The organism is Protofrankia sp. Cr2 (genome assembly GCF_963555885.1).
In the GTDB taxonomy this organism is placed as follows: Bacteria; Actinomycetota; Actinomycetes; order Frankiales; family Frankiaceae; genus Protofrankia.
In genome coordinates this window covers 1-6459 of record NZ_CAUVXG010000021.1, presented here as the reverse complement: position 1 = coordinate 6459, position 6459 = coordinate 1, and the positions used below count along the sequence as shown (strand labels likewise).

Here is a 6459-nt window from a genome sequence, read left to right as displayed (position 1 = left end):
ATCCAGGAGGTCTCGTGCTCATCGCCATCCTTGACTTCAGTACCGCTCTCACCGACCGCCCCGCTGCCCTCGCCCAGCTCGACGGCGAGCGTGACGAGGTCCGCGCCATGCCGGGCAACTTCGCTTTCCGGGTCTACGCGTCGCGCGAGGACGACACCCGGATCACCGTCGTCCACGAGTGGGTAGACCAGGAGTCGTTCTCCGGCTACCTCGGTTCGGATTCCTTCGCGCGCTCCGGCACGGTGCTCCGGCCGATCATGACCGGGGCGCCGGTGAGCCGACGTTTCCACGCGGAGTTGCTGGAGACGGTCGCCTGACCGGCGTCGCTGCCGGCTCCTACGATCGGCCCGTGCGAGGCCGTCGATGACCCGCAAGGCGTACAGCTTCGTGCGGACGTTCCCACCGGAGCCCGATCGCGATCTCTGCGTCGACCGCCACTACCTGCTCTGCGCCTCCGCCGGTGCGCTGCGGCTGGAGGCGCAGGGCCAGGTGTGGGTGCTGCCGCCGGCCCGGGCCGCGCTGATCGAGGCAGGCCGGCCGATCCGGGTGAGCATCCCGCGGCCGGTCACGACCGCGTCGGTTCTGTTCGACACCGAATTCGTCCCGGCCCTGCCAGCACCGTTGACTGTGTTCGACCTCAGCCCGCTGGCACGCGCACTGGTGACCGAGTGCGGCACGTGGGGCGAGAGCGACGAACCCCTTACGACGTACGCCGAGACGCTGTTCGCCGCGCTCGCCGCGGTGACCTGGCGGCTCGCCGAGCAGCCGAGTCCGGTCGTCGTGCCGGCGGGACGATCACCGGAACTGCGCCGAGCCTTGCGGCTGACCGAGGAGCGGCTCAGCGGTGAGGTCCGCTTCGAGGACGTGGCAGACGAGGTCGGCCTCGCGCCGCGATCGCTGGCCCGGCGCTTCGAGACGGAGACCGGCATGACCTGGCGGGCAGTCCTGCGCCGCATGCGGGTGTTGCGCGCGATCGAGGAACTCGCCGCCGGCGACACCCCAGTAACCACGATCGCTTTCACGATCGGCTACACCTCACTGTCCGCGTTCAATGCCGCGTTCCAGGACCTGACCGGTCGCACCCCCACCGAATACCGGGCCAGCTTCCGGCCATGACCGAACCAAGCGCGGCGAGATGATCACAGCGGCATTACCGCGCATCCGCTTCTGCCGCGAGTCGGATACAGCAGTCGGTAGCTGAGTGTCACCGAGGTGCGGATGCGGCTCCACGCCGTGCCGCGCCGTGCCGTGCCGTGCCGGTCGGACGACACGCGCCAGGGCCCGTCGCAGGGCCACGCCGGGGCCGCACCACCTTTTCGCGAATCGTGTGCTCGGCGGTTGGCCTGTTCATCGCGCTGGCTCGGGAGCGGCACGCGAGCAGGGCTGGCTGAACTCCTTGAACAGGCCCGGACCTGCACCTTCCAGTCGCTCGGAAGCCGCAACACCGAGAATCTTGATCACGCTGTCTGCCACCCCGAGCCGGCGCTCGCGTCCGCCGGCACGGGGTGGCCCGACGCGAGGTGAGGGCGTCGAGCAGATCGCAGACCGAGGTAACTCCGTACGGCCGCCCTGAGCGGACAACATGATCTTGTCGCTAATCGAAAGACGGCGTGTCGCATACCGTAAGTCAGACGCTCGCGAAACGAAATCGAGATGTTATGATTTGGGCGTGCCCCGCCTCGCGCTTGTACCCAGACATGCCGCCTCCGCTGTCGCGGAGGCGCTCGCCGACACACGCGTGGTGCTCATCAACGGTGCACGTCAGGTCGGCAAGAGCACTTTGGTGCGGGCGGTTGCTGGCGACAGAGCGGCTGAATGGCGAGACCTCGATCTTCCCCAAGATCGACAATCCGCCGTCGCAGACCCGGTAGGGTTCGTCTCGTTCGACGGTCTTACGGTCATTGACGAGATACAGCGCGCACCCGAACTACTGCTAGCCATCAAGGCAACGGTTGACGCGGATCCACGACCCGGTCGCTTCCTGTTGACCGGATCATCGCGCCTGCTCGGACTGCGAGATCTTCCCGACACACTGCCGGGTCGCATGGAGACCATCGAGTTGTGGCCATTCTCCCAGGGCGAGATCGACAGCGATCCGGACGGGTTCATCGATGAGGCGTTCCGACTCGGTCCAGCCATCCGCCACGAATCAAGCGTCACGCGCGCTGAATATGCCGACCGCATCGTGCGTGGCGGGTTACCTGAAGCCGTTGCGCGCACCGATCCAGGCCGCCGCGGCCGATTCTTCGACTCATATCTGCAGAACCTCATCGACCGCGAGGTCAGGCAATTGGTCGAGATCGAACGAGCCCCTCAACTGACCACGCTCATCCGTCTGCTGGCAGCACGGTCGGGGCTGCTGGTCACGCCGGGCAGTCTCGAATCGGAACTGCAGATTTCGCGCCCCACCATCGCACGCTACCTGCATCTGCTCGAAGAGGTATTTCTGATCAAACGCGTGCCCGGTTGGTCACGCAACCTCGGAGCCCGAGTCACCGGCGCAGCCAAACTCACCTTCGTCGACTCAGGGATAGCCTCGCGCCTGCTCGCGATGGACGCTCACACCCTGCGCCGCCCGGGCGCTCCGTTCGGGCCCTTGTTGGAGGGCTTCGTCCTCTCTGAGCTTGCCCGTCAGCTCACCTGGTCGCAGGAACTCGTCGACCTTTACCATTACCGGGACCACAACAAGGTTGAGGTCGACGCCGTCCTGGAGAGCCGTCACCGCCAAGTCGTCGGTATCGAGGTGAAGGCCGCATCTACCATCAGATCCGAGGACTTCAACGGACTGCGACGACTCGCTGAAAGGCTCGGCGATGAATTCCTCGTCGGCATCGTCCTCTACACCGGCAACACGACGCTGCCATTCGGCCCGAAGCTGAGGGCGATGCCGGTGAGCGCCCTGTGGCAACTCCCGAGCAACGGCAAGCTAACTTCCGCGTAGCGCACCAAAAGGGGGAACCTACGGAGCCGCCGCCGGCGGCGGTCGCTGCTCGTTGCGCCGCGGCGGCGCCGACCCGGCGCGTGGCACCGGCCTGATCGGCCTCGCCGACCGACCAGCGCGACGGTTTGCGACCTCAAGGAGGTAGGCCGAGGTTACGGCATACGAACACCCTAGCCGTGACGATCGGCCCTGACCTGCAGCTTCCCGTGGCTCGTGAGCGGCGAGGTAGTGAGTCCGCCGATCTCCGCCTGCCCCCATGGACGAACCGTTCGTGACCGTGACTGCGCCCGCCGCAGCTCGACTGCCGGGTCGGCCAGCTTGTCTGCAAGAGCAGAACGGGTGGCCGGACGCGGTCGAGCGCCTGCCTGGCCGACGGACGGGGGCCCCATCATCACGCCGGCACCAACTGGCGAATCGGCGTTCACGCCGGCACTCGCTCGGATCAGCTCGGTCAATCAGGTCGGGGCATGGTTACCGTGACCGTGAGGCCGCCGCCTGGTCGGGGCTCTGCGGTCACGGTGCCGTGGTGTACGGCGGTGATCGACGCGACGATCGCGAGGCCGAGGCCGAAGCCGTCGCTGGTAGTGCGGCCATGCAGGCGCTGAAAGGGCTCGAAGAGGACTGCGAGGTCGTGCTGGGCGATGACGGGACCGGTGTTGGCGACGACGAGGGTGGCATGTCCGTCCATGGTGGAGGTCGTGATCCACAGGTCACCACCGGGGCGGTTATACCGTGTGGCGTTGTCGACGACGTTCGCGATGAGGCGTTCCAACAGTATTGGTTCGCCGGATGTCATCGCGGGTTCCAGTGAGGTGTGCAGTCGCCGGTCGCCCCGGTCGGTGAAGTCCAGGACGTCCTCGGCGACGGTGGCCAGGTCGGTGGTCTCAACCGGTCAGTGCGTCAGCTCTGGTTGAAGAGCTGTCTACTGATCGGGGGGCCGGGTGCGGGGCAAGGAATTGATGTTCGCCGAGCGTGAGGAGATCTCGCGGGGCTTGGCGGCGAACCTGTAGCAGAACGAGATCGCGTGGAGGCTCGGGCGGCACCAGTCGGTAGTCAGCCGAGAACTCAGTCGGAACGGGGGCGTCGCCGGCTACCGGGCGGCTGAGGCGCAGCAGCGCGCCGACGAGCAGCGCCGCCGGCCGAAGGTGTTCAAACTCGTCGGGAGTCGGCGGCTGCATGACGCCCAGATCCTTCCCGCGAGCGTGATCAGCGACGACGGGTCGGTCGGGCGGGATCCGCCAGGGGTACGAGACGCCGTTCGCCGAGGCGGGTCATGGCGGCCAGTGGCGCGGTCGCGAGGGCGACGATCCGGGCGAGCGTCGGGCGCTTTTGATACCGAAGCAGCCTGGGGCCGATGTCGGCCATGACGGCGGTGAGGCCGGGCAGAGGCCGGCCGAACAGGGTCAGCTCCACGATCAGGCCGTCGGCGTCGAGACGGAGCAACTGAGCTTCTTCGATCGCTTGGTCACCGGCGTACGCGTGATAGAAGAGCGCGCGGGTATTGGCGTCGCCTACCTCGGTGTGAAAGCGAATGTCATGGATCACTTCGAAGGCGGCGACCAGCATGTCACGCGCGTCGTCGCGACCATGAAATCGGAACTGCGCGGTCAGCGGCGAGATCACGGTCACGTTAGACGCTAGACATTCGGCTGCGGCCGGCGCATCGCCACGCTCCCCGGCCGCCCGCCACGCCGACACGACCTGATCAGAGGATCTCCCCGAACTCATTGACTCCACGACTTCACACTACGGCGGCGGAGAGAGACCGCAGGTCTGGTGACGCTGATCTCGGGCAACGCTCGCACATGCCGCAGGTGTAAGTGTTCGGTGATCCCGTGGGGCGTCGCCTGCGCGGCTGGACGGACGGGTGCCGGTCGATGGTCGGTGGAGCTCCGGCTACGTGGGCGGGAGCCCGAGTTCGTCGGCGCGGTGCCACCGGCGGAACAGCCGGCCGAGGAGCAGCCGCCCGTGGTGGTGCTGGACCCCGTGCCGGAGGACGACGCGACGACGCGACGACGCGGATCAACGTGCGGCTGCCCGAGCAGCTCCCCCCAGCCCTCATCGCGGCCATAGCCGCGCACCAGCTCGGCGTCGGTCAGGTTGGGGCGTGCGCCGCGCCGACGACCCCGCAGCGAGCGCACACGCCGTCCGCGTCCCGATTGCGGAGGAAGCCACCACCGGCCAGCACTTCTCCGCGGCCTGAGATACCAGACAGCCCCGGTCGCTTGTGTCGGGCCGTAGGTAGCGGAGTCCACGCTCGACGCTGGCGGACGTCCGGATGCCGTTGGGCGTGGGCTCGATCGACGTGGACTGACCGCGCGCGCCGCTTGTTTGACGCGTTGCACCGGTACGGCCGAGGATAAGTGTATGGACCTTCGGCGGATCACCATCAACCACCAGATCATGGGTGGCGTGCCCTGCGTCGCGGGCACCCGCATCCCGGTGGCCACCATCGTCGGTCTCGTAGCAAACGGGCTCACCACAGGTGAGATCGTGGCCGAGTACCCGCAGCTCGTCCCAGATGACGTGCAAGCATGTCTGGGGTATGCGGCACGAGCTGTTGACGAGCGCGAGCTCCCGGTCCGGCTCACCGCGTGAGATTCCTGCTCGACGAGTGCCTGCCCGCACGCTATGGCCGGACTGCTTCGCGCCGCGGGCCACGACTGCTTACATGTATACGAACTCGGCTTGGGCGGCCAAGCCGATGAACAAATCATGGCGCTGGCAGATCGTGAGAACTGGATCCTCATATCCACCGATACCGACTTCGGGGAACTTCTGGCCAACAGCCCCGTAATGGCCCCGAGCGTCATTCTTCTCCGCCGCGCCGATAAGAGGGCTGAATCCCTTGCCTCCGTCGTCCTGGCTAACCTTGGTCAGGTCATTGGCGACCTGACCTAAGGTGCACTTGTCGTGATCAGTGACACCCGTATCCGCACTCGCCACCTCCCAATGAAAGCTGGCGATTGAGCAGGCGATCTCGACGTACCGGGAACCACGGTCATCATCACCTGGTCGGCGCGGGCCTCCAGCCAGCGCGCGTTCCGCCCGGTGGGCGACTGGGCTACGAAAGGGCCTTGGCTCGCGTCCCGGCGGAAAGACTGAACGAGCCAGAGGTGGCGAGCCCGGCTGCTCGTGTCAACGGTCTCCGAAGGGGATCTGTCCCTGATCTTGTTAGCGATCGAAGTGGACCCGGGCACGGTCAGGTCGTGAGGAGAACCCGTTTGCGGTGCAGGTCGAAGTTCGCCCCGCCGTTCCGGTCGATCTCCCGGGATATCGTCAAATGGTGTCGGCCAAGCATCTGTCCGATATACCGCGCCGACTTGCGCCGGCTCAGTTCCCGGGAGATGATTTCCCGCTCCTCGATTTTCAGCAGCTCGCGCAGGGCCATCCACCATCCAGTCTGTCGACGTTGCCGAGATCATCCTATCGGAGCGTCGCTATGACCGTTTGAACCCGCCTGGCCGGCTCCAGTACCCACACAGCGACACCAGCGACGAGACAAGAACCATCGCATT

At 66.6% G+C, this 6459-nt stretch carries 9 protein-coding genes; 5 read left to right on the top strand and 4 right to left on the bottom strand.

Going from position 1 to position 6459, the window contains the following annotated elements:
* The 3 genes from U9978_RS11890 to U9978_RS11880 form a co-directional block, all read left to right on the top strand.
* A partial coding sequence (locus U9978_RS11890; protein ID WP_322761160.1) for an antibiotic biosynthesis monooxygenase family protein occupies positions 1 to 317 on the top strand: 317 nt, incomplete at its 5' end.
* 46 nt (positions 318 to 363) lie between these two features.
* Positions 364 to 1116, top strand: coding sequence for an AraC family transcriptional regulator (locus tag U9978_RS11885; protein ID WP_322761159.1), 753 nt, complete (start codon positions 364 to 366; stop codon positions 1114 to 1116).
* A 553-nt stretch (positions 1117 to 1669) separates the two neighbouring features.
* Complete coding sequence (locus tag U9978_RS11880; RefSeq protein ID WP_416210941.1) at positions 1670 to 2941, top strand: ATP-binding protein; 1272 nt, start codon at positions 1670 to 1672, stop codon at positions 2939 to 2941.
* Between the two features lie 451 nt (positions 2942 to 3392).
* Here the strand turns inward: U9978_RS11880 and U9978_RS11875 are convergent, their stop codons facing one another.
* From U9978_RS11875 to U9978_RS11865, 3 genes are all read right to left on the bottom strand, one after another.
* Positions 3393 to 3737, bottom strand: a complete 345-nt coding sequence (locus tag U9978_RS11875; RefSeq protein WP_322761157.1) for an ATP-binding protein — start codon at positions 3735 to 3737, stop codon at positions 3393 to 3395.
* An 88-nt stretch (positions 3738 to 3825) separates the two neighbouring features.
* Entirely contained in the window at positions 3826 to 4119 is a 294-nt protein-coding gene (locus tag U9978_RS11870; RefSeq protein ID WP_322761156.1) for a hypothetical protein, read from the bottom strand.
* 28 nt (positions 4120 to 4147) lie between these two features.
* Positions 4148 to 4669 (bottom strand): nuclear transport factor 2 family protein, encoded by a 522-nt coding sequence (locus U9978_RS11865; protein ID WP_322761155.1) that lies wholly within the window; start codon positions 4667 to 4669, stop codon positions 4148 to 4150.
* 639 nt (positions 4670 to 5308) lie between these two features.
* Here U9978_RS11865 and U9978_RS11860 point away from each other — a divergent pair.
* Positions 5309 to 5539, top strand: a complete 231-nt coding sequence (locus U9978_RS11860; protein ID WP_322761154.1) for a DUF433 domain-containing protein — start codon at positions 5309 to 5311, stop codon at positions 5537 to 5539.
* Positions 5540 to 5572: 33 nt separating this feature from the next.
* A complete protein-coding gene (locus U9978_RS11855; RefSeq protein ID WP_322761153.1) occupies positions 5573 to 5842 on the top strand; it encodes a DUF5615 family PIN-like protein in 270 nt (89 codons plus the stop codon).
* Between the two features lie 301 nt (positions 5843 to 6143).
* On the opposite strand, the gene U9978_RS11850 is transcribed toward U9978_RS11855, so the two are convergent.
* Entirely contained in the window at positions 6144 to 6332 is a 189-nt protein-coding gene (locus U9978_RS11850; protein ID WP_322761152.1) for a helix-turn-helix domain-containing protein, read from the bottom strand.
* Between the last annotated feature and the right edge of the window lie 127 nt (positions 6333 to 6459).